This window comes from Roseovarius spongiae (assembly GCF_003651245.1).
Taxonomy (GTDB): Bacteria; Pseudomonadota; Alphaproteobacteria; order Rhodobacterales; family Rhodobacteraceae; genus Roseovarius; species Roseovarius spongiae.
This window is the reverse complement of the sequence record NZ_RAPE01000002.1, coordinates 767,542-792,745: the sequence shown is the minus strand read 5'-3', so window position 1 is coordinate 792,745 and position 25,204 is coordinate 767,542. Positions and strand designations below refer to the sequence as shown.

Here is a 25,204-nt window from a genome sequence, read left to right as displayed (position 1 = left end):
ACACGCTGCGCACGAAAAAACGGGCCGCATCCGGTCAGGACCGCGGCCCGCTCAGGTCATGGGCGACCTCAAGCCATGCGACTGGCGCTCCGTCAGGCGCCCATGGCCAGCTTTTGGCCGTCGCTGTCGAGCTCTTCGGGTTCCGGATCACGCAGCACGTAGCCGCGGCCCCAGACCGTCTGGATGTAGCTGTCCCCGCCGGTGGCCTCGTTCAGCTTCTTGCGCAGCTTGCAGATGAAGACGTCGATGATCTTCAACTCGGGCTCGTCCATGCCGCCGTAGAGATGGTTGAGGAACATCTCCTTGGTCAGGGTCGTCCCCTTGCGCAGGCTCAGCAGTTCGAGCATCTGGTATTCCTTGCCGGTGAGATGCACGGTCTTGCCGGCCACGTCCACGGTCTTGGCGTCGAGATTGACGTTGATGAGCCCGGTGCGGATCACCGATTGCGAATGTCCCTTGGAGCGGCGGATGATCGCGTGGATGCGCGCGACCAGCTCCTCGCGGTGAAACGGCTTGGTCAGGTAGTCGTCCGCGCCGAAGCCAAAGCCCTTGATCTTGCTTTCGGTGTCGTCGGCGCCGCTGAGGATCAGGATCGGCGTTTCGATCCGGGCGAGGCGCAATTGGCGCAGCACATCATGGCCGGTCATGTCCGGTAGCGCGAGGTCCAGCAGGATCAGATCGTAATCGTAGAGCTTCGCCAGGTCGATCCCCTCCTCCCCCAACTCGGTCGTGTAGACATTGAGGTTGGCATGGGTCAGCATCAGTTCGATGCTCTTCGAGGTCGTGGGATCGTCTTCCACCAGCAGCACGCGCATGTGTCTTTCTCCGCAATTAAGCTTTTCTCACACAACCTTGACCAATTTAGGTTAACTACACGTTACCATAAGCGAACAATCCGTGAATACAACCTATAGCTGTCGATAATTCTTGAGCGCGGTGGTCTTGAGCGCGTCCTCCCCATGCAGGCTGACCGCGCGGACCCATTCGCGGAATTCATCCTCGCTTAACTGGTACCGCCGCTGCGCCTCTCCCTGCGAGATCAGCCCATAGAGCACGCCGCGCACCACCGCGAGCTTGCGCGAAGCGACCCAGCGGTCGGTGTCGGGCGGAGGAAGGTCCGCCCGCGTCAGGACCGTTCCATCCGGCAGCGTCACGGCGCGCGGTCCGTCGACTTTCTTCAGATACATCACTCTCACCCTCGTTTGACGGCGACGAGAATGCGCCGCCCTGCTTAACAGTCGTTGAAACCGGGCGGGCCAAATGCGGCGCATTTTCCTAAAGGGTTTTGCGTTTCACGCGCGCAGGTCTTATGTGCGAAACGAAACCCCGACTCTTCGGAGACTCCCCATGGCTCTCGATCATTCCGACAGGCTCAATTCGCTCGGATTCGCCAAACCGCCCGCCGAGACGCGCGTCGTCGTCGCCATGTCCGGCGGCGTCGACAGTTCGGTCGTGGCGGCGATGCTGGCCGAGGAAGGTTACGACGTGGTCGGCGTCACGCTTCAACTCTACGATCACGGTGCGGCGCTGGCCAAGAAGGGCGCGTGCTGCGCCGGGCTTGACATCCACGACGCGCGCCGCGTCGCGGAAGAGATGAACTTTCCGCATTATGTCCTTGATTACGAAAATATCTTCAAGGACGCGGTGATTGACGAGTTCGCCGATAGCTACCTTGCCGGGGCGACGCCGGTGCCCTGCATCCGCTGCAACGAGCGGGTGAAGTTCAAGGACCTGCTCGAAACCGCGCGCGACCTTGACGCCGACTGCATGGCGACCGGCCACTACATCCAGCGCAAGATGGGGCCGCATGGCGCGGAGCTGCATTGCGCTGCCGACGCGGCGCGGGACCAGTCCTATTTCCTGTTCTCGACCACGCAGGCGCAGCTTGATTTCCTGCGCTTCCCGCTGGGTCATCTGCCGAGCAAGGACGCGACCCGCGCGTTGGCGGCGAAATACGGGCTGAGCGTGGCGGACAAGCCCGACAGCCAGGACATCTGTTTCGTGCCCAACGGCAATTACGCCGCCGTCATCGAAAAGCTGCGCCCCGGCGCGGCCGATCCGGGCGAGATCGTCCATGCGGACGGGCGCGTCCTTGGCCAGCACGAAGGCGTGATCCACTACACGATCGGCCAGCGCCGCGGCCTCGGCATCGGCGGGCTGGAGGAACCGCTCTACGTGGTCAAGCTCGACGTCGAGAACCGCCGCGTGATCGTCGGTCCGAAGGACATGCTCGCCACCCGCACCGTGCCGGTGCGCGAGATCAATTGGCTGGGCGACGAACCGCTCGGCGCGCGCAAGGAGTGGCAGGTCGCGGTCAAGGTCCGCTCCACCCGCCCGCCGCGCGACGCCGTGATCCGGCCGCGCGCGGACGGCACGGCCGAGGTCGAACTGCTGACGGCGGAGGAAGGCGTGTCGCCCGGACAGGCCTGCGTCTTCTATGACAGCGACGGCAGCCGCATCCTTGGCGGCGGCTGGATCTGGCGCGGCTGAGGGCCGCCTGGGCGATCAGCCCCGCCCGAGCCCGGCCAGCACCGCGCGAGCGGCGCGCAGTCCGGGCGGATCGCCGCCGCGGCCCAGCCGCTCCATCGTCAGGCGCATCGCCTCCTGCTGCGCGCCCGCGTCGGCCAGCACGCCCAGAAGCGCGTCGGCGATGTTCTCCGGCGTGCAGCGCGCGCCGGTGCATTCGGGCACGGCGCGGGTGTCGCTCACCAGGTTGACGAGGGTGACCGTGTCGATCAGCAGCATACGCTCCACCAGCGTCCGGCTGAGCCAGTTGGCGTCATAGGCGATCACCATCGGCGTCGCGTTCGCAGCCAGTTCCAACGACACGGTCCCCGAGGCGGCGAGCGCCGCGCCGGCGGCGGCGAAGGCGGCCGCCTTGTGCGCCGCCGCGTCCTTCTGGGCGGGCTCGAGGATAAGCGGCGCCTGCGGCCAATCGGACGCGATGTCGCGCACCGTCGCGGTCACGTTGGCGGTGGTCGGCACGACGACGCGCAGGTCTGGATGCGCTTCCAGCACCGGGGTGAGCGCGCGGCCGAAGATCGGCGCAAGGCGCGTGACCTCGCCCCTGCGCGATCCGGGCAGGACCAGCAGCAGCGGCGCGTCGCCAAGATCGTGCGCCTTCCGGAAAGCGGCCTTGGCGGCCGCATCCGCCACCGGCTCGGTCGTGACGGGGTGGCCGACGAAATCGCATTGCATCCCCGCGGCTTCCATATAGGGCGGCTCGAACGGCAAGAGGGCGAGCACGTGATCGATCACCTTCGCCATCTTCGCCGCGCGCTTGGGCCGCCAAGCCCAGACCGAGGGGGCGACATAATGCACCGTGCGGATATCGCTGTTTTCCTTGACGATCCGCGCCACGCGCAGACAAAAATCCGGGCTGTCGATGGTGATCATCACGTCCGGCTGCGCGTCGAGCACCGCTTGCGCGGTCTGCGCGATGCGGCGTTTTAGGTGAAAATACTTCGGGAGAACCTCGACGATCCCCATGACGCTCAGTTCTTCCATCGGGAAGAGGCTCGTCATCCCCTCGGCCTGCATCAAGGGTCCGCCGACGCCGAGGAATTCGACATCCGCCAGGCTCTTGAGCCCCGCCATCAGCGCCGCGCCGAGCCGGTCGCCCGACGCCTCGCCCGCGACGAGAAAGACCCGCATCAGAGCGTCCGGGAGATGAGGTAGACGCCCCGCGCCTCGGCCGCCGCCCGCGTGGCGTCGGGCTCCATGACCACCACCTGGCCCGCCGCGATCACCAGCCCGCCGAGGCCCGCGTCGGCCACGCCGTGCACGGTCCGCGGCCCGATCGCGGGCATGTCGATGCGCAGGTCCTGCCCGCGCTTGGGCATCTTCAGGTAGACGCCGCGCGCGCCGCGCCGTAGCGCGTCGGGAGTCTCCTTGATGAAGCGCAGGATCGCGTCGGTGCCCTGCACGGTTTCGACCCCGAGGCACTGGCCGCCCGCGACCGCGCAGCCCTGCCCGATATCGAGCGACGATATCCCCACGAGGATGTCGTGCGCGCGCGCGATGTCGGCCTCCTCGGCCTTGTCCGGCGTGCGGCCCACGCGCAGATCCGCCGCGGCGGTCAGATCCGGCAGCAGCTCATGCGCGCCCAGAACGGCAAAGCCCTCGTCCTCGAAGACGGAAATGACGAAGCGCAACAGCGCATCGTCGCCCTGCGCGACCATCTGCATCAGGCGTGGCGCGATGCGCAGCATCGCCGCATCCATGCGCGCGGGATTGAGCGGCGGGCGCGCCAGCGTGCCGGCAAAGACCATCCGCGCGACCCCTTCGGCGCGCATGGCGTCGAAAAGCGCGCCGATCTCCTCCAGCGCAAAACTCTGCGCGGCGCCTTCCAGGTCGGTCGGGATGCCTTCGAGCGCGATCAGCATCGCGTTGGGATGCGCTTCGGCCAGCCGCACCGGAAGCGCGCCGCCGCACGCCACGATCGCGAGGCGCCCCGCCATGTCAGCCCTGCCCCTGGCCGGGCGTCAGGAAAGACCGCTCCGACGCACCGGTCACGAAATCGACGATGGCGCGCACATAGTCGCTGTCGGTCTCCTCACCCAGCCGGCGGGCGCGGTCCTGGAATGCGCCCTCGCCCTGGGCGAGCATCTGGAACGCGGCGCGCAGCGCGGTGATGTCGGCGCGCGACACGCCGCGCCGCTTGAGCCCGACGAGGTTGAGCCCGTCCAACTCTCCGCGCGGCGCCTGCACGAGCCCGTAGGGAATGACGTCATTCGTCACCATCGTCACCGCGCCGATGATCGCGCCGCGCCCGATGCGTACGAACTGGTGCACGCCAGACAGCCCGCCCACCAGCACGTCATCCTCGAGGATGCAGTGCCCGGCGATCGCGGCGTTGTTGACGATAATGACCCGGTCGCCGATCAGCGCGTCATGCGCCACGTGGCAACCCGCCATCAGCAGGCAGTCCGCGCCGATCCGCGTCAGCCCACCGCCGCCTTCGGTGCCGGTGTTGATCGTCACATGTTCGCGAATCCGCGTGCGGGCGCCGATCTCGAGCCGGGTCTTCTCGCCCCGGAATTTCAGGTCCTGCGGGATCTCGCCCACCACGGCGAAGGAGAAGATCGCGCAGCCGTCGCCGATCTCCGTGTCGCCGGTGACAACCACATGCGAGCGCAGCGTGACGTCTTCGCCCAGCTTCGCATCGGGGCCGACATGGCAGAACGGGCCGATGGAGCAGCCCGCGCCGATCTGCGCGCCCGGCTCGATGATGGCGCTGGGATGGATCTGCGGCGCGCGCATCGCCATCATGCCCCGGACATGTCCATCATCGCCGTGAACTGCGCCTCGCAGGCCAGTTCCTCGCCGACGCGGGCGACGCCGCCGAACTTCCAGACCTTCGCGCTCGGCTTGCCCCGCAGCGTCGTCATCGTCATTTCGAGCCGGTCGCCGGGAACCACCATGCGGCGGAACTTGCAGCTTTCGATGGCCATGAAATAGACCAGCATGTGACGATCCGCCATGTCGAGCGCGTTGCCCACCATGACCGCCGCGGTCTGCGCCATCGCCTCGACGATGGTGACGCCCGGCATGATCGGCTTACCGGGGAAATGGCCCTGGAAGTGGGGCTCGTTCATGGTCACGTTCTTGATCCCCGTGGCCGAGCGATAGCCGTCCATGTCGATGACTTTGTCCACCAACAGAAAGGGGTAGCGATGCGGAATGATGCGCTGGATCAGGTGAATATCGGCGCTTCTGAGCGGTTCGGTCATTGCGGTCCTTTCCCGCTGAGATAAGTCCCGATCGTGACGGGTGTTCCGACTTGTGCCGGCGGCGCGAGGATCAAGGCGAAACGCGCTGTCCCCGACCGTTCCCGAAGCGCTTTACCAACTCACCGCGGGTCGGGCAAGCGGCGCGCCTATTCGGACCGGGTCGCGTCGGCGTCAGGGATGATCGTTTCGGGCGATTGTCGCGCGGAGTCGTTCTCCGGCTCCGCCGGTTTCCCGGGGGCGAATTCCGGCGTCGGCGCGGACTCCTCGGCAGGGGCCGAAGAATTGTCATCGTCACTGCCGCCGGCGTCGTCCGCGTCAACGTCGCGCCCGTCGCCGATCACTTCGTCCACCCGCGCAATGGCCAGGTCGGTGATGTCGATCACGTCCGCGCGCAACAGCACCTGGCGATGGTCGAGCACGATGATCGCCCCGGCGTCGCGCATGATCTGGACCAGAACGGGTTCGGCCATCTGCATGAGTTGCAGCGGAGCCACCTCGCGCCGACGCTCGAGGTCGCGCGCCTCGCGCTCGTTGGCCTGGCGTATCCCGCGCACCTTCTCGTCAAAGGCGTCGGCCATGTCGCGGAACTCTTCCGGAGTCACGGTCGGGCGCTTGTCGGTAAGCGCCTGTTCCTCGGCGCGCAATTCCGCCTCGATCCGGCGGTTGTTGGCAATCAGGCGATCACGCTCGGCCTGGTATTCCTGGGTGATCCGTTGTCCGGCGCGCGATTCCTGGAAGAAACGTTCGGTGTCGATGACCAGTATGTCGCTCTGGACCGTGCCGATGTCCTGCGCGCCGCCCGGGGCGGGCGCCGCCCCCGCCGCGATCGCGATGAACGCGACCCGGCAGGCCCATTGCGCCAGACGCCGCATGGTCAGAACTGGGAGGCGATGGTCAGGTCGAACACCTGTTCCTTGTCCGTCGATTCCTTTTCCAGCGCATGGCTGAAGTTGAACCGCAGCGGCCCAAAGGGCGATTGCCAGATCAGCGACAGGCCGACCACGTGACGCGGCTTGAACCCGGTCGAGGTGACGGTTCCGGTCGCGCCCGCGGTGTTCACGTCCCAGATTGACCCGATGTCATAGAAGGCGCCGCCCGAAAGACCGAATTCCTCCGGCGTGCCAAGCGGGAACTCGGCGTCGAACTTGAGCGCGGCGAAGAAGTTGCCGCCCAGGTGTTCGATGTTTCCGGCATTGTTGGTGACCGGCCCCATGCCGTTGGGTTCGAACCCGCGCATCACCTGCCCCGCGAAACGATCCACCGCGCGGCTGCTCTGGCCGCTGCGGAAGTTCAGCGCGCCGCCCTCGAGCGTGGCGCGCAGCGTCACCTCCTCGTGCAGCACCTTGGTCTGCGCGATGGCGCGCACGGTCGACTTGATATAGTCCTGATCGCCGCCCAGCCCGTAGAACTCCTGCCCGAAGGACAGCAGCACGCCGGCGTTCGGGTTCAGCCCGGTGCGCCGCGTGTCGTAGGTGTAGTTGTAGCCGAGACCGCTGGAGAACAGCCCGCCCTGCGCCGTCTCCCGCGCGAGGATGCCGGAGGCGCCGGTGTAATTGTCCATCTCGCGGTAGGCCGCGCTGTAGAGCAGTTGCAGCCGGCCGTTCTCGCTCACCGGGAAGGTCAGGCTGGGGCGGAAGGTGCCGATGGTGGTGTCATAGAGCGAGAAATCGCTATCGGTCTCGATCAGGCCGAATTTCAGGCCGAAGGCGACGTCACGGCCGAGGAAGGCCGGTTCGACGAAGTCGATATTGTAGTTGATGTTGTCCGCGCTCGCCGCGACCGAGGCAGACAGCTTCTGCCCGCGCCCGAGGAAGTTGCGCTCGGAAAAGCCGATCGAGACGCCAAAGCCGGAGCTAGTCGAATAGGACGCGCCGAAGGATAGCGTGCCGGTGGATTGCTCCTCGACGTCGACATCGACGACCACCTGGTCGGGGCGCGATCCCTCGCGCGCGTCGACCTCGGCGTTGGCGAAATATCCCAGTGCGCGGATGCGCTCGGCCGCCTCGCGGATTTCGCGCGGGTTGAAGGGGTCGCCTTCGACCGTGTCGAACTGCCGCCGGATGACGCGGTCGAGCGTGGTGGTGTTGCCCTCGATGTCGATCCGCTCCACGAAGACGCGCGGGCCGCGCACGATGGCGAATTCCACGTCGAGCGTGAGGTCGCGCTCATTACGGGTGATGCGCGGCTCGACCCGCAAGAAGTCGATTCCCTTGCGGATGCCGAGGCGCTCCATCCGGGCGATGGAGTTCTCGACCTGCGTCGGCGAATAGACGACGCCGGGCCGGATCTTGAGCACGGACTGGAACTCGTCCGCGTCCGCTTCGGGCAGGTCGCTGATCGTGGTGATCTGACCAAAGCGGAATTGCTGCCCTTCCTGCACGTTGAAGGTGATGAAATAGGTGTCGCGCTCACGCGCGAGTTCGGCGTTGACGCCGGTGACGCGGAAATCGACATAGCCGCGCGCGGCGTAGAAATCCGCGAGCACCTGCTTGTCGAACTCGATCCGGTCCTCGACGAAGGTGTCGCGGTTCACCAGCGCGCGGAAGATGCCCGCCTGCTTGGATTGCAGCACCCGGCGCAGACGCCGGTCGGAATAGGCGCGGTTGCCGACGATAGAGATGCGCTGCACCTCGATCTTCTTGCCCTCGAAGATCTCGAAGACGAGATCGACGCGGTTGTCGCTGCGCCGGATCACGCGCGGGGTGACGCGCGCGGCGCTGCGGCCGTTCTCGACATAGGCGTCGACGATGGTGGCCGCGTCGCGCTCGGCCTTGGCGGGGTTGAAGACCTGGCGCGGCGCGCTCTCGATGAAGCCGGAGAGGTCCTCGTTCTTGATCTTCTTGTTGCCCTCGAAGGAGATGCGCGAAATGGTCGGGTATTCCTTGACCCTGATCTCGAGCGTGCCGCCGCGGGGGTTGATCGTCACCTCCTCGAACAGGCCGCTGCCCAGGATGCGCTGGTAGGCGTCGTTCAACTCGCCCGCGCTGACCGTCTGACCGCGCGCGATTCCCGCGTAGCTGAGGATGGTCCCCGCCTCGATCCGCTGGTTGCCCTCGATCGAGACCGAGCTGAACCGGTAGGACTGCGCGTCAGCCGTTGCCGGAACCATGAGAAAGGTGAGCGAAACCAAGGCGATCAGCAGAACCGCACGCGCCGCGCATCCCAGGGGGTTCTTGATGGCGCGCGGCAGCCGCGATTCGTCGATGCATTTCATTGTTCAGCCCCCGTCAGACATCAATTGCCCAAGTCAGTAACGGGTCTGCAGAGTCTTGTCAAAATGGCATTCGACACCGTTTCGGGGGTGTGTCCCGGGGGGCGCAACGCCCCTGCCGTCCGCGTCAGAGAGAGCCGACGAACGAGCCTATGAAGGCCGCTCCGAAGAGCGCCGCGGCGATGGTACCGAGGTAAAGCAACCGATCCCAGTTGAGATCGACCAGAAGGCTCAGGCCGCGGTAACCGCCGATGATGGCTTGCATGGGTCTCTCCCTCTTTCCGAATCCGTGCTCGGATAAGGGTATGACGCGGCAATGTGGCGTTGAGCAGTGCGAAATTATGGCCAAACCAAGGCGGGGCGAGCGGCGCCCTCCGCCCGCGTCATGGGCAGAACAGGTCGTTGGTGAGCGCGAATACCATCAGCCCGAGAACCACCGTCAGCCCCGCCGTCATCAGGATGCGCAGCGCGCGGTCGCTGGGCGGTTTTCCGGTCACCGCCTCATAGGCGTAGAAGACGAGGTGTCCGCCATCGAGCACCGGGATCGGAAACAGGTTCAGAAGCCCGACCGCCGCCGACAGCACCGCGATGAACCAGATGAAGCTCTCGGCCCCCTGGCTCGCCATCGCGCCCGAGACCTGGGCGATGCCGATGGGTCCGGACATGTTGCAACTGCTGATCGCCCCGGTGACCATGTGGTACAGCCCCGAAAGCGAACTCTCGATGATCACGCCGGTCTGCGTCACCCCGCCCCAGAGCGCGGCGCCGGGCCCCAGCCTTTCGGTGCCCGGCTCGAACGCCCAGCCGCCGGCGATGCCGATGCGCCACTTGCTCTCGAATCCGCCGGCGTCCTGCATTTCGTCACGCGCCCGCGGCGCGAGCGCGAATTCGAGCATCCTGCCGTCGCGCCAGACATCGAGGCGCAGCACGCGCCCTTCGGACGCTTCGACCCGGTTCTTGAGTTGCTCGAACGACGCGATCGGCTCACCGTCCACGGCGGTGATGACGTCGCCCACCTGCATGTCGATGTCATAGGCCGCCGATTGCGGGGCAAGCTGGCTGACCAGCGGCGGCAAGGGGTGCGGCCCCGTCGCGGTGGTCTCGCTTTCGTCGCGCAGCACGCGATATTCCATCCGGGACGTGTCCGGCAGCGCCGCGCTGAACCGCTTGAACCCGTCTTCCTCCTCCGCGCCCGGCAGCGGCACGCCCGCCACGGCGAGCAGCCGGTCGCCCGGTTGCAGCGTCACGCCCTCGACCGGCAGGGGTTTCAGCGCGCCGATGCTGATCGGCTCGGTCGGCTTGCCCTGCACCATCATCACGCCGGCGAAAATCAGGATCGAGAGGACGAAGTTGAACACCGGCCCCGCCGCCACCGTCGCCGTGCGCGCCCAGAGCGGCGCGCCGTGCATCGTCTGACGCAGGCGCGCGGGGTCGTCGATCTCCTGCATCGCCTCCGTGTCCTTGCCGCTGGCGGCGTCCGCATCGCCCAGGAACTTCACGTAGCCGCCGAAGGGCAGCGCCGCCACCTGCCAGCGCGTCCCGCGCCCGTCCATCCGCGAGAACAGGACCGGCCCGAAGCCGAGGCTGAACACCTCCGCCTTGATCCCGCTCCAGCGCCCGACGATGTAATGCCCGTATTCGTGGATCGCCACGATCACCGACAGGGCGACGACGAACGCGAGAAGGGTTATGAAAACGCCGCCGAACTGCGGTATGAGACTGGCCATATCCAAGAGAAATCCTATTCCGCCCGAAGGATCGCGTGGGCATCAAGCTGCTGTCGTGCTAGGTGGTCCGCCCGGCGCACGGTTTCAAGCGTGATTTCGGGCGCGGCGAGGTCGGGATGCGCTTCGAGACTGTCGAGCACCGCCTCGACCAGGCCCGCCATTTCCATGAAACCGACCCGCCCGGCGATGAAATGATCAAGCGCGCGCTCCTTGGCGGCGTTGAACACCGCCCCGGCGAGCCCGCCCGCACGCATCACATGCCAGGCGAGGCCGAGCGCGGGATAGCGCGCCGGATCAGGCGCGGTGAAATCGAGCCGCCCGATCCGCGCCAGGTCCAGCGGCTCGACCGGCAGCGCGCGCCGCTCGGGCCAGTTGAGCGCATAACCGATCGCGTGGCGCATGTCCGGCGGCCCGACATGGGCCATAAGCCCCCCATCGCGGAACCCCACCAGCGCATGGATGATGGATTGCGGGTGGATGAGAACCTCGATCTGATCCGGGTCAAACCCGAAATATTCGCGCGCTTCAATGACTTCGAGCGCCTTGTTGAACATCGAGGCGGAATCGATGGTGATCCGCTGGCCCATGTTCCAGTTGGGATGGCAGGAGGCCTCGGCGACGCTGGCGCGATGCAGGTCCTTGAGCGGCCGATCGCGGAAGGCGCCGCCGCTGGCGGTGATGACGACGCGGCTCACCGCATCCGAATCCTCGCCCGCGAGCGCCTGGAAAATGGCGGAATGTTCGCTGTCCACCGGCAGGATGCGCGCACCGGCGACCCGCGCGCGGCGCATCATCAAGGGACCCGCCGCCACCAGAGATTCCTTGTTGGCGAGCGCCAATGTGCCGCCCTGGCCAAGCGCGGCCAGCCCCGGCGCGAGCCCCGCGGCGCCGACGATCGCCGACATGGTCCAGTCCGCGGGACGCTCGGCCGCGTCGATCAGCGCGCCTGCGCCCGCCCCGGCCTCCACCCCGCTGCCTGCAAGCGCGTCGCGCAGCGGTTCCAGCAGATCGTCATGGGCGGTCACCGCTATCTCGGCCTTGAACTCGCGCGCGTCCCGCGCAAGCTGCGCGATGTTGCGTCCGCCGGTCAGCGCCGCCACGCGGTAGGCGCCCTCCGGCGCGCGCCGCACGAGGTCGAGCGTGTTCTGACCGATCGAGCCGGTCGCGCCAAGGATGCTGAGCCGCCTCATGCGAGGCCGGGCGCCAGCCTGAGCGCCCACAGCAGCCCGACGATCAGCGCGGCCCCAAGCATGGCGTCGAACCGGTCAAGCACGCCGCCATGCCCGGGAATGATGTTCGAGCTGTCCTTGACGCCCGCCCGCCGCTTGAGCGCGCTCTCGAGGATGTCGCCCATCTGCCCCGCGAAGGCGACGATAACCGACACGGGCGCGAGCGCCGCGCCCGCCCCGAACCAGAGGCCGAAGACCAGCCCGACCAGCCCCGCCGCGACCCAGCCGCCGATGGTGCCGGACCAAGTCTTCTTGGGGCTGATGCGGGGCCAGAATTTCGGGCCGCCAAGGCTTCGCCCGACGAAGTAACCCGCCACGTCGGACGCGATGACGACGCAGATCAGCCACAGCACCCAACCCGGCCCAATCACGTCCCGCAGCAGGATCATGACGTGACAGCCAACCAGGATCGCCGCCGCGTAGCCGCCAAACCGATAGCGGTCGCGTTCCATCCGGCTCATCCCGGTCAGCGCCGCCGCCAGCAGAAGCGGCAGGGCCAGCGCGCCGGGTAGAAGCCACGCGAACGCGAGCGCCGCTGCGGCGAAACAGCCAAGCCCGACCGCCAGCCATCCCTGGCCGGGCGCGAACATGCGCGTCAGTTCCCATGTCATCACCCCGGCAAGCGCCCAGACGCCCATCGCGAAGACGATCCCGCCCAGCCGCAGCGCGATCGCGCCGAGGACGATCATCACCGCCGCCGAGATCACGCGCGGCGCGAGATCGCTCCATCGCGCGATGCCGCTCATGCGATCACGGCGCCGTATCGCCGGTCGCGCCTGCCGTAGCTCGCCACGAGGCCGGTAAAGATCTCGCGGCTGAAATCCGGCCAGAGCGTGTCGATGAATTCGTATTCGGCATAGGCCGACTGCCAGAGCAGGAAATTCGATATCCGCGCCTCGCCGCTGGTGCGGATCACGAGGTCCGGATCGGGCAGAACATGGGTGTCGAGGTAGCGCGCCAGCGTCTCTTCGGTCACGTCGGCCGGGTTCAGGCGGTCCGCCGCGACATCCTCGGCAAGGCGCTTGATCGCGCGGCCCACCTCGTCGCGGCTGCCATAGTTGATGGCGATCGTCAGGTGCACCCGATCGTTGTCCCGGGTCAGCTGCTCGAGCTCGTCCATCAGCGCGATCAGCTTCGCATCCAGCCGCAGCCGGTCGCCGATGAAGCGCACGCGCACGCCCTCGTCGCGCAGCGCGCGGGCCTCCTTGGTGATGTAGCGGCGGAAAAGGCTCATCAGCCCGGCGACCTCGGTCTGGGTGCGTTTCCAGTTCTCGGTGGAGAAGGCGAAGACGGTCAGGTACTTGACCCCGAGATCGGGGCAGGCCTCGACGATCTCGCGCACCCGCTTGGCGCCGGCGTGATGGCCGAACAGGCGGGGGCGGCCGCGCGACTGCGCCCAGCGACCGTTGCCATCCATGATGACGGCAACGTGGGTCGGGCCCGGGCGGGTCTCGCACCCTTTGTCGCTGGAATCGGGCATCAGACCTGCATGATCTCCGCCTGTTTCGTCTCGAGCGCCTCATCGACATGGCCGATGTAGTCGTCGGTCAGTTCCTGCACCGCGGTTTCCCAGAATTTCTGGTCGTCCTCCGACATGCCCTCGGCCTTGGCCTTCTTGATCTGGTCCATCCCGTCGCGGCGCACGTTGCGCACGGCGACGCGGGCGTGCTCGGCATAGGTCGAGGCCACCTTGGTCAGCTCGCGGCGGCGCTCCTCGTTGAGCTCGGGGATGGGCAGCATGATGATCGTGCCGTTCATCTGCGGATTGATTCCCAGCCCGCTCTCGCGCAGCGCCTTTTCCACCTTGTTGACCAGGCTCTTGTCCCAGACGTTGATGGTGACCATGCGCGGTTCGGGGACGTTGACGGTGCCGACCTGGTTGATCGGCGTCATCTGGCCGTAAGCGTCCACCATCACCGGTTCGAGCATGGAGGCCGAGGCCCGTCCCGTGCGCAGCGACGCGAACTCGCTCCTGAGGTTGGTCATCGCGCCTTTCATGCGCCGCTCGAGATCGTCGGTATCGAGGATGAATTCGTCGGACACGTATGCCTCCCGTCAGTCGTTTGTCACGCAGTCATATCTCGTCGGGGCCACCCTTAGAACAGGGAGGCGGCGTTGTATAGCGCCCTGCGCACCCCGCGTCAGTCGTGGACGCGGGTATAGGTGCCCTGCCCGGCCAGAATGCCACGGAACCCGCCCGGTTCCTCGAGGCTGAAGACGATGATCGGCAGGTTGTTGTCCCGCGCCAGCGCGATGGCGCTCGCGTCCATAACCTTGAGGTGCTTGCTCAGCACCTCGTCATAGGTGATGTCGGGGTAATGCACGGCATCCTCGTGGGTCATGGGATCCTTGTCATAGACCCCGTCGACCTTGGTGCCCTTGAAGATCGCCTCGCAGGCCATCTCGTTGGCGCGCAGCGTGGCGGCGGTGTCGGTGGTGAAATAGGGGTTGCCGGTGCCCGCGGCGAAGATGCAGACGCGCTTCTTTTCCAGGTGGCGCACCGCGCGGCGCCGGATATAGGGCTCGGCCACTTCATCCATGCGGATGGCGGAAATCACCCGGCAATAGACGCCGAGGCTTTCCAGCGCGCTCTGCATCGCGAGCGCGTTCATCACGGTGGCGAGCATCCCCATGTAATCGGCGGTCGTGCGCTCCATCCCCTGCGCGCTACCCTGAAGGCCGCGAAAGATGTTGCCGCCGCCGATCACCATGCAGATTTCGACGCCCATGTCATGCACGCTCTGAACCTCGCGCGCGATCCGCTCGACCGTGGGCGGGTGCAGCCCGTAGGTCGCGTCGCCCATCAATGCCTCCCCCGAGATCTTGAGCATCACGCGTTTGAACGTGGTCCTTGGGGTCTCGGCGTTGCTCATCGGGCGGGCTCCGTTCTGCTTGCTGGCATCCGCGCGCAAACTGTCGCAAAGCGGTGCAAACTGCAATGCAAGAAAGCCCCGCCAGGGCGCAAACCCGCCCGTTCCCGCCTCCTGTCGCGGCGCGATGGCGCAAATCGGGGATTAAAACCCGCCTGCAAACGCAGTAGGCAAACCCCATGCGCGCCCCGCCAGACATCCCCCCCGATCGCCCGGTCCTGATCGCCGGGGCGACCGCATCGGGAAAATCCGCGCTCGCGCTGGACATCGCTGCGCGGGACGGCGGCGTGGTCGTCAATGCGGACGCGCTCCAGGTGTTCGCCAACTGGCGGATCCTCTCGGCCCGCCCCAGTCGGGAGGACGAGGCGCGCGCGCCCCATGCGCTCTATGGCCACGTGCCCGGCGACGCGCCCTACTCGGTCGGGCACTGGCTGCGCGAGGTCGCTCCGCTCCTGCGCGGGCCCGAACGCCCGATCATCGTCGGGGGCACGGGGCTCTATTTCACGGCGCTGACGGAAGGGCTGGCCGATATCCCGCCGATCCCGCCGGAAGTGCGCGCAAGGGCGGATTCGCTGCGCCGCGACGGCGCGCTCGAGGCGATGATCGCCGCCCTCGACGCTGAGACGCGCGCGCGGATCGACACCGCCAACCCGATGCGGGTCCAGCGCGCCTGGGAGGTGCAGACCGCTACCGGGCGCGGCCTCGCCCAGTGGCAGGACGCGACCCCGCCGCCGCTCCTGTCGCTGGCCGCGGCGGCGGCGCTTGTGCTGGACTCGCCGAAGGCGTGGCTCACGCCCCGGATCGAGCGGCGGTTTGAGCAAATGATCGCCGACGGCGCGCTTGACGAAGCGCGCGCGAACATGCCTGACTGGACCCCGGAGCGGTTGTCGTCGAAAGTGATCGGCGCGGCTGAACTTATCGCGCATCTGCGCGGGGAAATGACGCTTGCCGACGCCCGCGAGGCCGCGCTGATCGCGACCCGGCAATTCGCCAAGCGTCAGCGGACATGGTTCCGCGCCCGCATGAAATCATGGTCGTGGATCGACCCGCCCGAATCGGGTTGATTTCCAAAATACGATCTTTCAGGCTGGGTTTGCGCGCCTGATGTGACAATCCTTGACGAAACGCAATCATTCTGGAGATCGGATGACCCAGAGACCGCAGATCATGACATTGGCGCAATGGTCCCGTGGCGCCGCCTGGCGGCTTGGCCTGCTGCACAGTATCGGCGCGCATGCGCTGGTCTGGGTGACGCGCGGCCAGGCCCGGGCGACGGTAGACGGCATCCGCCGCGGCGTCGGGGTTCACAACGCGCTGGCGATCCCGGCTGGCACGCTGTTCTCGCTCGACCTGGGCGCGCAGAGCTTTGGCCTCGTCTGCCTGATCCCGCCCGGCGGTCCGGCGCTCATGCCCGACGAGACGCATCACCTGCGCGTCCGCGAGGTTCACGCGCAACTCGAACTCACGGCGCTGATGGACGCGATGCAGCGCGAAAGCACCGAGCGGCGCGACTTCAGCGACGAGGCCTTGGGCGCCCATGCCGCGTTGATGACCGTCTGGCTGCGCCGCGCGATGATCCTGCACGAGACCCCGGCGACGGCCACGGCAGGGCAACGGCTGGTGTCGGCTTACGCGGCGATGGTCGCGCGCGATTTCCACACCCCGATGCTGATGGCCGATTACGCCCGCGACCTCGGCGTGACGCCGACGCATCTCACGCGGTCCTGCCGTCAATGCTCGGGGCTGACCGCGGCGGACTTCCTGACCCAGCGCAGTCTGCACGCCGCGCGCGAGATGATCGAGGACGGCGGCGATTCGATCCGCCACGTCGCGGTGCAGCTCGGGTTCAACAGCGCGGCGTATTTCTCGCGCTTCATCCTGCACCACACCGGTGAGACGCCCTCGACCCTGCGCAAGCAGGCGCAGAAGTTGAAGCACGCCGCCTAAGACGGGCGCGCTCAGCTTCCCCAGATCACCCGGACGTAGTTCATGGTTTCCTTGTAGGGCGGAACGCCGCCGTATTTGCGCACCGCCTGCGGCCCCGCGTTATAGGCCGCCAGCGCAAGCCGCCATGAGCCGAACTCGCGGTACTGCTGGGCGAGATAGCGCGCGCCGCCCTCGAGATTCTGCCTCGGATCGTGCGGATCGACCCGCAGCACCGCCGCCGTTCCGGGCATGAGCTGCGCCAGCCCGATCGCGCCCTTGTGCGACAGCGCGGTCGCCTTCCAGGCGGATTCCTGCTGGATCAGCCGCAAAAACAGATCCTCGGGTACGCGGTGACGCCGCGCCGCGGCCTTGGCGAGAACGAGATACTCGCCGCGATACGCGCCGGAATAGGACTTGGCGGCGCTGCCCCACTTGGTCGGCGTGTTGATCTTCTGGGGCTGCAACCGGACCGAGGCCTTGTATTGCCTCGCCGCGCGATTATCGAGCACGCTGGTCTGAGACTTGAACTGCTTGACCCGGTTCTTGGTTGACAGAATATCGGCATGCGCGGCGGTTCCGCCCGCCGCGGCGAATGCCAAAGTGGCGCAGACTATCCTGATCATGCTGAATTATGTCCCCGTCCCGATTGGCGCCATAATAACGATTCGGCGCCGTTTTTCCAGCATTCCCGGTTTGCTCGGAGCCATTCCCGCGAAACTCTCCAGTATTTCGCGCCAATTTTAACCTTCCCTTCATGGCGCGCGGGTGATGTAAACGACGCAACGCAATGCTCACGTGAACCATCAGGGAGACGATAATGGCCGGCTCGGTAAACAAGGTAATTCTCATCGGCAATCTGGGCCGCGATCCCGAGGTGCGTACGTTCCAGAACGGCGGCAAGGTGTGCAATCTGCGCGTCGCCACGTCCGAGACCTGGAAGGACAAGAACACCGGCGAGCGGCGCGAGCGCACCGAGTGGCACTCGGTCGCGATCTTCAACGAAGGGCTGGTGCGGATCGCCGAGCAATATCTGCGCAAAGGTTCCAAGGTCTACCTTGAAGGGCAGCTACAGACCCGCAAATGGCAGGACCAGTCCGGGCAGGATCGCTATTCCACCGAGGTCGTGCTTCAGGGGTTCAACGGCACGCTGACGATGCTCGACGGTCGCAGCGGTGGCGGCGGCGGGGATTTCGGCGGACCCTCGGATGATGGCCGCGGGGGCGATTACGGTGGTCCATCGGGACCGGGCGGCGGTTCCACCCCGGGCGGCCCGGCGCGCGACTTCGACGACGACATCCCGTTCTGATCGCGGTTTGAACAAGACAGAACGCGCGCAGCATTTTCATGCTGCGCGCGTTCCGCGAAACCCTGCGGGCGCCCTCAGAAGAATGCCTGCAACCCGGTCTGCGCCCGCCCGAGGATGAGCGCGTGCACGTCATGCGTGCCCTCGTAGGTGTTCACCGTCTCGAGGTTCATCATGTGGCGGATGACCTGGAATTCCTCGGAAATCCCGTTGCCGCCGTGCATGTCCCGCGCCATGCGCGCGATGTCGAGCGCCTTGCCGCAGTTGTTGCGCTTAATGAGCGAGATCATCTCGGGCGCGGCGTTGGCCTCGTCCATCAGCCGGCCCACGCGCAGCGCTGCCTGAAGGCCAAGCGTGATCTCGGTCTGCATGTTGGCGAGCTTCAGCTGGAAAAGCTGCGTCTGCGCGATGGGCCGCTTGAACTGGTGCCGGTCGAGCCCGTATTGCCGCGCCGCGTGCCAGCAGAACTCGGCCGCGCCCATCGCTCCCCATGCGATGCCGTAACGCGCCCGGTTGAGACAGCCGAACGGCCCCTTGAGCCCTTGCACGTTGGGCAATAGCGCCTCTTCTCCGACCTCGACATCCTTCAGCACGATCTCTCCGGTGACGGAGGCGCGCAGGCTCTGCTTGCCCGCGATCTTGGGCGCGGAGAGCCCCTTTGCGCCCTTGTCGATGACGAAGCCGCGGATCTTGCCCTCGTGCGCGTCGGACTTGGCCCAGACGACGAAGACATCCGCGATCGGGCTGTTGGAAATCCACATCTTGGATCCGTTGAGGACATAGCCGCCATCGGTCTTGACCGCCCGCGTCTTCATCCCCGCCGGATCGCTGCCCGCGTCCGGCTCGGTCAACCCGAAACAGCCGATCAGCGTGCCGTCGGCAAGGCCCGGCAGGTATTTGCGGCGCTGCTCCTCGGAGCCGTAGGCGTAGATCGGATACATCACCAGGCTGGATTGCACCGACATCATCGAGCGATAGCCCGAATCGACGCGCTCGATCTCGCGCGCGACAAGACCGTAGCCGACATAGCCGCCGCCGAGCCCGCCGTATTCCTCCGGGATGGTGGTGCCCAATAGGCCCATCTCGCCCATCTCGGGGAACAGTTCGGGCGCGACGGTTTCCTCGGCATAGGCCTTGATGACGCGCGGCTGGAGCTTCTCCTGCGCGAAGGTGCGCGCGCTCTGCGCGATCATGCGCTCGTCTTCCTCGAGCTGGTCGCTCAACCGGAAGGGATCCTCCCAGTCGAAACTGCCGAGATCGGGCGCGTCCTTGGCTTTGAGTTTGGGGGCGTCGAGGCTCATGTCGGTCCTTTCTTGCGCTTGTCGCGTGTCTCAATCCGATTTGCGCGCAGTTTACCGGCTGGCGCGACGGAGAACCAGCGAGGTTTTTGAATTGGACGGCAAATAGACGCGCGATCAGCCCAGCGGTTGCAGCCCGTCGCGGAAACGGCGCATGTTCTCCTGGTAGTGCAGCGCGCTGGCCTTCAGCATCTCGATCTGCTGTTCGCCCAACTCGCGCACCACCTTGCCCGGCGCGCCCATCACGAGGCTGCCACCGGGGATCGTCTTGCCTTCCGTCACAAGCGCCCCCGCCCCGATCAGGCAATTGTCGCCGATGACCGCGCCGTTCAGGATCGTCGCCCCCATACCGACCAGGGAGTTTTCGCCGATGGTGCAGCCGTGCAGCATCGCCTTGTGCCCGATGGTGCAGCCCGCCCCGATCGTCAGCGGAAAGCCCATGTCGGTGTGCATGACGGTGTTTTCCTGCACGTTCGTGCCGGCGCCGATGGTGATCGGCTCATTGTCGCCGCGCAGCGTGGCGCCGAACCAGACCGAGGTCGCCGTTTCCAGAATCACCCGCCCGATCACGTTGGCGTCCGGCGCGATCCAGAAATCGCCGTCCCCGGGCAGTTCGGGTTCATGGCCCTCAAGTGCGTAGAGCGTCATTGCAAATCCTCGAATTCAAGTTGCAGGTTGCGCACATGCTCGATCAGGCCGGGCTGCTGGATGCGGCGCAGCCGCGCCGCCTCGATGATCCCTTTGAGGCGCTCGTTGGTCTCGTCGAGGTCGTCATTGACGAGAACGTAATCGTATTCCGCCCAATGGCTTATCTCGTCCCAACTCTTGAGCATCCGCTTGGCGATCACCGCCGCGCTGTCCTGCCCGCGCCCTTCAAGGCGGCGGCGCAGCTCGGCGATGCTGGGCGGCAGGATGAAGATCGACAGCGTGTGCTTGCCCAGGTCCGAGTTCTGGATTTGCTGTGCGCCCTGCCAGTCGATATCGAAGAGCACATCGCGCCCCGCGTCGATCGCCGCCTCCACCGGCGCCTTGGGCGAGCCGTAGAAATTGCCGAACACATGCGCGTGCTCCAGCATCTCGCCCTGCCCGACGTCGTGGCGGAACTGCGCCTCGGTCAGAAACCGGTAGTCGCGCCCGTCGACCTCGCCCTCGCGCGGCGCGCGCGTGGTCGCCGAAACCGAGAAGCTGAGCGTATCGTCCCACGCGAGCAGCCGGCGCGACAACGTCGATTTCCCCGCCCCCGAGGGCGAGCTCAGGATGATCAGAAGTCCGCGCCGCGCTTGCGTCATCGCCCCCCCTCCTGCCTTCTTCTTGCGTCAAATATCCCGGTGGTGACGGCGGATTTTACCCACGGGGAAACCCGTTGGAGGGGGTGAAACCCCCTTGCCCCCACCGGCCTCATCGCACCGTCACTCGACATTCTGCACCTGTTCGCGCATCCGGTCGATCACCGCCTTGAGCGCGAGCCCCACGGAGGTCAGCGCCGGGGACTGGGCCTTCGCGCAGAGCGTGTTGGCCTCGCGGTTGAACTCCTGCATCAGGAAGTCGAGCTTGCGCCCCACCGGCCCGTCCTGCCCCAGAAGCGCGCGCGCCGCGTCGACATGAGTGCGCAGGCGGTCGATCTCCTCGGTGACGTCGGACTTGACCGCGATCAGCGCCAGTTCCTGCGCGATGCGCCCCTCGTCCACGCCCTCGGCATTGTCGAGCACTCGCGCCAGCGCGTTCCCCAACGCCTCGCGCGCCTCGTCCGCGCGCGCGGCGGCGGCATCGGCGGCCGCGGCGGTCAGTTCCGCCACCTCGTCAAGCTGCGCGATCAGCAGCGCGTGCAGCGCCGTGCCCTCGGTCGAGCGCATCTCGAGAAACGCGGCCAGCGGCGTTTCGAGATCCGCGATCAGCGCCTTGCGCAATGCGCCTGTGTCCTCTTCGGCGCTCGCCGTTTCCAGCACGCCGCGCACGGCAAGCACGTCGCCCGGCCGCGCTGGCGCCAGCGAGAGCCCCCGCGCCATCGCGCGCGCCTCCACCTCGGCCATCGCGTCCAGCACGTCGGCAAGCTGCGCCTCGTTCAGGCGCAACTGTCCGGCCTGTTCGTCGGCCTGCACCCGCAGGTTCAGCGACAGGTTGCCCCGCGCTACCGCACCCGAGAGCCGCGCGCGCAGCCCCGCTTCGAGCCCCTCGATCCAGTCGGGCGCGCGCAGCCGAAGATCGAATCCCTTGCCATTGACGGCGCGCAGCTCCCACGTCCAGGAATACGCGCCAAAGGCCCCCCGCGCGGCGGCGAAACCGGTCATCGAATTAAGCAAGCCGCCCTCCCTGTCATTACCCGCGCCCGGGCGATCGTCGCCCGCGCTGCGCGCGACCATACGGTGTTTCGAGAAAAACCTGCAACACGGCTTTTCACGACGGGCCAAGGCGGCTATTCCTGAGGCACGCGGCCTGACCGTGCAGGAGGTTAACCAGGCAGGCGGGATTTTAGACAAAACCGCGTTCAATTATGTGATATTGCCGATCAGGCGCCCAAGGGGAATCATCCGGCGCCGCGCAGGACGAGTGAAGGAGATGGTGCGATGTGCGATGATACGCCGGAGGAACCGCCCAAGACTGACGCCGCCGGCCGCCGGGTAACGCGCCGCATAGCGCGCGAGGATACCCAGCTGGCCGATTTCGTACGCTACTGGGACAGCCGCCGCGAAGGCGGCGACGCGCCCTACCGCTCAGAGATCGACCCGAGGGGAATCAGGCCCCTGCTGTCCAACGCTCTCATCGCCGAGCGGATCGCGCCGGGCATCGCGCGGCTGCGGGTCGCGGGGGCGCATCTGTCCGACCTCATGGGCATGGAGGTCCGCGGCATGCCGCTCAGCGCGTTCATCGCGCCCGAGGACCGGGACGCGCTGGCCGATCATCTCGTGCGGCTGTTCGACGAACCCGCGACCGTGCGCCTGACGCTGAGCGCGCCGGGTGGGCCTGGTCGCGCGGCGCTTGGCGGGACGCTGGTGCTGCTGCCGTTGCGCAGCGATCTCGGGGATGTTTCGCGCGCGCTCGGCTGCCTCGTCACGCACGGGCAGATCGGCGCAGGCCCGCGCCGTCTCAATATCGACGACAGCATGATCACGCCGCTCGGGATCGGCATCGGGACGCAGGCGCCGGAGGAAGATCCCGAACTCGCCGGGGAATATTTCGCCTATGAGCCGCGCTTGCGCGCGGAGCGTCCCTATCTGCGGCTGATCCGCGACAACTGAAACCCGCTGGGGTGGCCGGGCGCGCCCGCCCGGCCGCGCCTGGTTCAGACCGCTTCGGCGTGCAGGCCGTCCGATCGCAAGCTCGACAGCTCCTCGGCCACGAGGAACGCCAACTCCAGCGATTGCGACGCGTTGAGGCGCGGATCGCAGGCGGTGTGGTAGCGGTCGCTCAGGTTCTCGTCGCTGACCGCGTGGACGCCGCCGGTGCATTCGGTCACGTCCTGGCCGGTCATCTCGAAATGCACGCCGCCGGGAATCGTGCCCTCGGCCTTGTGAACGCCGAAGAAGTCGCGGACCTCGCGCAGCACCGAATCGAACGGACGCGTCTTGTAGCCGCTCGCCGACTTGATCGTGTTGCCATGCATCGGGTCGCAGACCCAGAGAACATTCGCCCCCTCTTCCTCTACCGCCCGGACGAGCCGCGGCAGATGTTCGCCCACGTTGCCCGCCCCGAAGCGCGCGATCAGGGTGAGCCGGCCCGCCTCGTTCTGCGGGTTCAGCCGTTCCATCAGGCGCTTGAGATCCTCGGCGCTGGTGGTCGGCCCGCATTTGAGCCCGATCGGGTTCAACACGCCGCGCGCGAATTCCACATGCGCGCCGTCCGGCTGCCGGGTGCGGTCGCCGATCCAGATCATGTGCCCCGAACCTGCCAGCCAGTTGCCCGACGTGGTGTCGAGCCGGCACAGCGCCTCTTCATATTCCAGCAGCAGGGATTCATGGCTTGTGTAGAAGTCCACCGTCTGCAGCGAGGCGTTGCTGTCGCCGTTGACGCCCGCGGCCTTCATGAAGTCGAGCGCGTCGCTGATCCGGTTGGCCATGTCGCGGTAGCGTTCCGTTTCGTCATCCTTGGTGAACCCGAGCGTCCAGCTATGGACCTTGTGCATGTCCGCGTAACCGCCCTTGGAAAAGGCGCGCAGCAGGTTCAGCGTCGCCGCCGCCTGGGTGTAGGCCTGCAACATGCGGTTCGGATCGGGCGCGCGGGCCGCCTCGGAGAACGCGAGCTCGTTGATGATGTCGCCGCGGTAGCTGGGCAGCTCGACCCCGTTCTGCGTCTCGGTGGGCGCGCTGCGCGGCTTGGCGAACTGGCCGGCCATGCGGCCCACCTTGACCACCGGCACCTTGGCCGCATAGGTCAGCACCATCGCCATCTGCAGCATCACCTTGAACGTGTCGCGGATCGCGTTGGCGCTGAACTGGTCGAAGGATTCGGCGCAGTCCCCGCCCTGGAGCAGGAAGGCCTCGCCGCGCGACGCGGCGCCCAGTTCGGCCTTGAGGCTGCGCGCCTCGCCGGCGAAGACCAGCGGCGGGAATTGCGCCAGCCGCGCCTCGGCGTCGCGCAGCGCGACCGGGTCGGTATAATCCGGCATCTGCACCCGCGGTTTCGCGCGCCAGTCCGATTTTTGCCAATCCGTCATGATCCCGGTCTCCACTCAGAAGTATCGCGCCGCGAGGTTTACCAAAACCGCCCGCGATAGGCCATACGGCGATTTGGCGAAATCGGGTGGCATGCCCATATGATGGGATGAAGGCGCGCGTTCGCCGGAATTCAAGTGTGAACCAAGGGAATCCCGCATCCAGAAAGCGCGATTTTCCCAGCCATCTCTTGTCTTCCGGAGCATTTTGATGAACATCCGGCATGAGGGGATGCAAGGGGAAAGGCATTACCGATGATGGATCACCCGGCCAAGGCCCATTCCGAAATGCACGCCGCCCCGCGCCGCTTCGTGTTCGTTCTCGTCGAGAATTTCACGCTGCTGAGCTTTGCCGCCGCCATCGAATGCCTGCGCATCGCCAACCGGCTGTCCGAACGCCAGCTATACGAATGGATCGTCGCGGGCGACACCGAGGACACGATCAAGTGCTCCGCCGGGGCGCGGTTCAAGGTCGATATTTCCCTTGACGAACTGAACCGCGACGACACCGTGCTGGTCTGTGGGGGCACCGACATCCAGCAAGTCACGACCAAGCGGCTGCTGAGCTGGGTTCGCCGCGAGGCCCGCCGCGGGATCAAGATCGGCGGGCTCTGCACCGCGTCCTACGTGCTCGCCAAGGCCGGCCTTCTGGACGGGAAGCGCGCCACGATCCACTGGGAGAACCACGACAGCTTTGCCGAGGAATTCGACGAGGTCGACCTCACCAAGTCGGTGTTCACGGTCGACGGAAACCGGATGACCACGGCGGGCGGCACGTCCTCCATCGACCTGATGCTGAAACTCATCGCCGACGACCACGGCGAGAAGCTCGCCAATGCGGTCGCCGATCAGCTGATCTACAGCTCCATCCGCACCGATCAGGACACGCAGCGCCTTTCGGTTCCCACCCGGATCGGCGTGCGCCACCCCAAGCTGAGCCTGGTGATCCAGATGATGGAGGCCAATATCGAGGAACCCATCAGCCCCTCGATCCTGGCCAAGGAGGCGGGCATGTCCACGCGGCAGCTCGAACGGCTGTTCCGTCGCTACCTCAGCCGCTCGCCCAAGCGGTATTACATGGAACTGCGCCTGCAAAAGGCGCGCAACCTGTTGATGCAGACCGACATGACGGTCATCAACGTGGCGCTCGCCTGCGGATTTTCGTCGCCGTCGCATTTCTCGAAATGCTACCGCGCGCATTACGACACGACCCCCTACCGCGAACGCGGCGCGCACGCCTCGCGCCTGTCGGTCTGAGCC

General features: G+C 66.6%; 27 protein-coding genes. 6 read left to right on the top strand and 21 right to left on the bottom strand.

Features of this window, described 5'->3' with window-relative positions; all coding sequences use genetic code 11:
• Positions 1-92: 92 nt before the first annotated feature.
• Both ctrA and sciP read right to left on the bottom strand, forming a co-directional pair.
• A complete protein-coding gene (gene ctrA, locus D6850_RS10540) occupies positions 93-815 on the bottom strand; it encodes a response regulator transcription factor CtrA (protein ID WP_121166548.1) in 723 nt (240 codons plus the stop codon).
• A gap of 93 nt (positions 816-908) precedes the next feature.
• Positions 909-1,187 carry a CtrA inhibitor SciP gene (gene sciP, locus D6850_RS10535; RefSeq protein WP_121166546.1) on the bottom strand — a complete coding sequence of 93 codons (279 nt, stop codon included), beginning with the start codon at positions 1,185-1,187 and terminating at the stop codon, positions 909-911.
• Between the two features lie 160 nt (positions 1,188-1,347).
• On the opposite strand from sciP, the gene mnmA reads away from it, so the two are divergent.
• Positions 1,348-2,490 (top strand): tRNA 2-thiouridine(34) synthase MnmA, encoded by a 1,143-nt coding sequence (gene mnmA, locus D6850_RS10530; protein ID WP_121166544.1) that lies wholly within the window; start codon positions 1,348-1,350, stop codon positions 2,488-2,490.
• A 15-nt stretch (positions 2,491-2,505) separates the two neighbouring features.
• Here the strand turns inward: mnmA and lpxB are convergent, their stop codons facing one another.
• From lpxB to pyrH, 13 genes are all read right to left on the bottom strand, one after another.
• The gene (gene lpxB, locus D6850_RS10525; RefSeq protein WP_121166542.1) at positions 2,506-3,654 is read right to left on the bottom strand and encodes a lipid-A-disaccharide synthase; all 1,149 of its coding nucleotides are present in this window, start codon (positions 3,652-3,654) and stop codon (positions 2,506-2,508) included.
• On the bottom strand, positions 3,654-4,460 hold the full coding sequence (locus D6850_RS10520; protein WP_121166540.1) for an LpxI family protein: 807 nt from the start codon (positions 4,458-4,460) through the stop codon (positions 3,654-3,656). The genes lpxB and D6850_RS10520 overlap by 1 nt, the downstream gene beginning before the upstream one ends.
• Position 4,461: 1 nt before the next feature.
• On the bottom strand, positions 4,462-5,262 hold the full coding sequence (gene lpxA, locus D6850_RS10515; RefSeq protein WP_121166942.1) for an acyl-ACP--UDP-N-acetylglucosamine O-acyltransferase: 801 nt from the start codon (positions 5,260-5,262) through the stop codon (positions 4,462-4,464).
• A 5-nt stretch (positions 5,263-5,267) separates the two neighbouring features.
• Positions 5,268-5,732 carry a 3-hydroxyacyl-ACP dehydratase FabZ gene (fabZ, locus tag D6850_RS10510; RefSeq protein WP_121166538.1) on the bottom strand — a complete coding sequence of 155 codons (465 nt, stop codon included), beginning with the start codon at positions 5,730-5,732 and terminating at the stop codon, positions 5,268-5,270.
• Between the two features lie 146 nt (positions 5,733-5,878).
• Positions 5,879-6,604, bottom strand: coding sequence for an OmpH/Skp family outer membrane protein (locus tag D6850_RS10505; RefSeq protein ID WP_121166536.1), 726 nt, complete (start codon positions 6,602-6,604; stop codon positions 5,879-5,881).
• Between the two features lie 2 nt (positions 6,605-6,606).
• Complete coding sequence (gene bamA, locus D6850_RS10500; protein WP_121166534.1) at positions 6,607-8,946, bottom strand: outer membrane protein assembly factor BamA; 2,340 nt, start codon at positions 8,944-8,946, stop codon at positions 6,607-6,609.
• A 124-nt stretch (positions 8,947-9,070) separates the two neighbouring features.
• Positions 9,071-9,208, bottom strand: coding sequence for a hypothetical protein (locus D6850_RS19470; protein WP_166434036.1), 138 nt, complete (start codon positions 9,206-9,208; stop codon positions 9,071-9,073).
• A gap of 118 nt (positions 9,209-9,326) precedes the next feature.
• Positions 9,327-10,676 carry an RIP metalloprotease RseP gene (rseP, locus tag D6850_RS10495; RefSeq protein ID WP_425452378.1) on the bottom strand — a complete coding sequence of 450 codons (1,350 nt, stop codon included), beginning with the start codon at positions 10,674-10,676 and terminating at the stop codon, positions 9,327-9,329.
• Positions 10,677-10,684: 8 nt separating this feature from the next.
• Positions 10,685-11,860, bottom strand: a complete 1,176-nt coding sequence (dxr, locus tag D6850_RS10490) for a 1-deoxy-D-xylulose-5-phosphate reductoisomerase (RefSeq protein ID WP_121166529.1) — start codon at positions 11,858-11,860, stop codon at positions 10,685-10,687.
• Positions 11,857-12,645, bottom strand: a complete 789-nt coding sequence (locus tag D6850_RS10485) for a phosphatidate cytidylyltransferase (protein ID WP_121166527.1) — start codon at positions 12,643-12,645, stop codon at positions 11,857-11,859. The genes dxr and D6850_RS10485 overlap by 4 nt, the downstream gene beginning before the upstream one ends.
• Complete coding sequence (uppS, locus tag D6850_RS10480) at positions 12,642-13,379, bottom strand: polyprenyl diphosphate synthase (RefSeq protein WP_121166525.1); 738 nt, start codon at positions 13,377-13,379, stop codon at positions 12,642-12,644. Before uppS ends, D6850_RS10485 begins: the two co-directional genes overlap by 4 nt.
• Positions 13,379-13,942, bottom strand: coding sequence for a ribosome recycling factor (gene frr, locus D6850_RS10475; RefSeq protein ID WP_121166523.1), 564 nt, complete (start codon positions 13,940-13,942; stop codon positions 13,379-13,381). The genes uppS and frr overlap by 1 nt, the downstream gene beginning before the upstream one ends.
• 98 nt (positions 13,943-14,040) lie before the next feature.
• A complete protein-coding gene (gene pyrH, locus D6850_RS10470; RefSeq protein ID WP_121166521.1) occupies positions 14,041-14,772 on the bottom strand; it encodes a UMP kinase in 732 nt (243 codons plus the stop codon).
• A gap of 176 nt (positions 14,773-14,948) precedes the next feature.
• On the opposite strand from pyrH, the gene miaA reads away from it, so the two are divergent.
• Together miaA and D6850_RS10460 are read left to right on the top strand one after the other, a co-directional pair.
• Entirely contained in the window at positions 14,949-15,833 is an 885-nt protein-coding gene (gene miaA / locus D6850_RS10465; RefSeq protein WP_121166519.1) for a tRNA (adenosine(37)-N6)-dimethylallyltransferase MiaA, read from the top strand.
• A gap of 82 nt (positions 15,834-15,915) precedes the next feature.
• Complete coding sequence (locus D6850_RS10460; RefSeq protein ID WP_245964151.1) at positions 15,916-16,716, top strand: AraC family transcriptional regulator; 801 nt, start codon at positions 15,916-15,918, stop codon at positions 16,714-16,716.
• Positions 16,717-16,727: 11 nt separating this feature from the next.
• Here the strand turns inward: D6850_RS10460 and D6850_RS10455 are convergent, their stop codons facing one another.
• A complete protein-coding gene (locus D6850_RS10455) occupies positions 16,728-17,318 on the bottom strand; it encodes a lytic transglycosylase domain-containing protein (protein WP_121166517.1) in 591 nt (196 codons plus the stop codon).
• 194 nt (positions 17,319-17,512) lie between these two features.
• Here D6850_RS10455 and D6850_RS10450 point away from each other — a divergent pair, with 194 nt between their 5' ends.
• Positions 17,513-18,001 (top strand): single-stranded DNA-binding protein, encoded by a 489-nt coding sequence (locus D6850_RS10450; RefSeq protein ID WP_121166514.1) that lies wholly within the window; start codon positions 17,513-17,515, stop codon positions 17,999-18,001.
• Between the two features lie 74 nt (positions 18,002-18,075).
• Here D6850_RS10450 and D6850_RS10445 read toward each other — a convergent pair whose 3' ends face one another.
• The 4 genes from D6850_RS10445 to D6850_RS10430 all read right to left on the bottom strand — a co-directional run bounded on the left by D6850_RS10445 (position 18,076) and on the right by D6850_RS10430 (position 21,584).
• Positions 18,076-19,299: an acyl-CoA dehydrogenase gene (locus D6850_RS10445; protein WP_121166512.1), complete on the bottom strand. Its 1,224-nt coding sequence runs from the start codon at positions 19,297-19,299 to the stop codon at positions 18,076-18,078.
• Between the two features lie 114 nt (positions 19,300-19,413).
• On the bottom strand, positions 19,414-19,944 hold the full coding sequence (locus tag D6850_RS10440) for a gamma carbonic anhydrase family protein (RefSeq protein WP_121166510.1): 531 nt from the start codon (positions 19,942-19,944) through the stop codon (positions 19,414-19,416).
• A complete protein-coding gene (gene gmk / locus D6850_RS10435; protein ID WP_121166508.1) occupies positions 19,941-20,585 on the bottom strand; it encodes a guanylate kinase in 645 nt (214 codons plus the stop codon). The genes D6850_RS10440 and gmk overlap by 4 nt, the downstream gene beginning before the upstream one ends.
• A gap of 120 nt (positions 20,586-20,705) precedes the next feature.
• Positions 20,706-21,584 (bottom strand): YicC/YloC family endoribonuclease, encoded by an 879-nt coding sequence (locus D6850_RS10430; RefSeq protein ID WP_206019239.1) that lies wholly within the window; start codon positions 21,582-21,584, stop codon positions 20,706-20,708.
• Positions 21,585-21,860: 276 nt separating this feature from the next.
• Here D6850_RS10430 and D6850_RS10425 point away from each other — a divergent pair, with 276 nt between their 5' ends.
• A complete protein-coding gene (locus D6850_RS10425) occupies positions 21,861-22,532 on the top strand; it encodes a PAS domain-containing protein (RefSeq protein WP_121166506.1) in 672 nt (223 codons plus the stop codon).
• Between the two features lie 44 nt (positions 22,533-22,576).
• Here the strand turns inward: D6850_RS10425 and D6850_RS10420 are convergent, their stop codons facing one another.
• Positions 22,577-23,947, bottom strand: coding sequence for a class II 3-deoxy-7-phosphoheptulonate synthase (locus D6850_RS10420; protein WP_121166505.1), 1,371 nt, complete (start codon positions 23,945-23,947; stop codon positions 22,577-22,579).
• A 252-nt stretch (positions 23,948-24,199) separates the two neighbouring features.
• Here D6850_RS10420 and D6850_RS10415 point away from each other — a divergent pair, with 252 nt between their 5' ends.
• Positions 24,200-25,201, top strand: a complete 1,002-nt coding sequence (locus tag D6850_RS10415; RefSeq protein ID WP_245964150.1) for a GlxA family transcriptional regulator — start codon at positions 24,200-24,202, stop codon at positions 25,199-25,201.
• Positions 25,202-25,204 lie beyond the last annotated feature (3 nt).